This window comes from Synechococcus sp. BA-120 BA3, assembly GCF_034931285.1.
Classification (GTDB): Bacteria; Cyanobacteriota; Cyanobacteriia; order PCC-6307; family Cyanobiaceae; genus Cyanobium.
Window position 1 is genome coordinate 1 of the sequence record NZ_JAYGHZ010000232.1, and the last position, 639, is coordinate 639.

At 75.9% G+C, this 639-nt stretch carries 1 protein-coding gene; it reads left to right on the plus strand.

Annotation, left to right across the window (positions count from 1 at the left end):
* Nucleotides 1-639: chorismate-binding protein (locus VB737_RS07485; protein WP_500312279.1), on the plus strand; the 639-nt coding region annotated here is incomplete at both ends.

Genomic DNA, 639 nt, shown 5'->3' on the forward strand with positions numbered 1-639 from the left:
GCTGGCTGCGGCTGCAGCGCAGCCTGGGGGGCGACGTCACGGCCCGCAGCCTGGCCGAGGAACTCTGGGATACCCGCGAGCGGCTCGAGGCCCTGGCCGGTCGCGGCCCTTCCGGCACCGTCGCCCACGGCCCGCCGGTGGGCATCGCCCATGGCTCCCACTGGCATGCGGGTTACCGCTCCGCCCTCGACCGGGCCCTGGAGCTGGTGGAGCGGGGCGAGCTGCAGAAGCTGGTGCTGGCGGTGCGCCAGCAGCTGGTGCTCGATGGTCCCCTCGATCCCCTCAGCCTGCTGTCGCACCTGCGCCGCAGCCAGCCCGGCAGCTGCCGCTTCCTCTGGCAGCGCTCGGAGCGGGAAGCGCTGGTGGGGGCCTCGCCGGAACGGCTGCTCACCCTGCGGCAGGGCCAGCTGCGCAGCGATGCCCTGGCCGGCACCGCGCCGCTGGGGGAGCCGGCCGACGACCTGCTCCAGTCGCGCAAGGACCGGCACGAACACGAGCTGGTGGTGGAGACGATCACCGCCGTGCTGCAGAAGGCGGGCCTCGATCCGCGGCGGCCGCGGCGGCCGCGGCTGGCCCGCCACGGCTCCCTGGTGCATCTGCACACCCCGGTCACGGCGACGCTGCGGGGCCAGGCCCCCC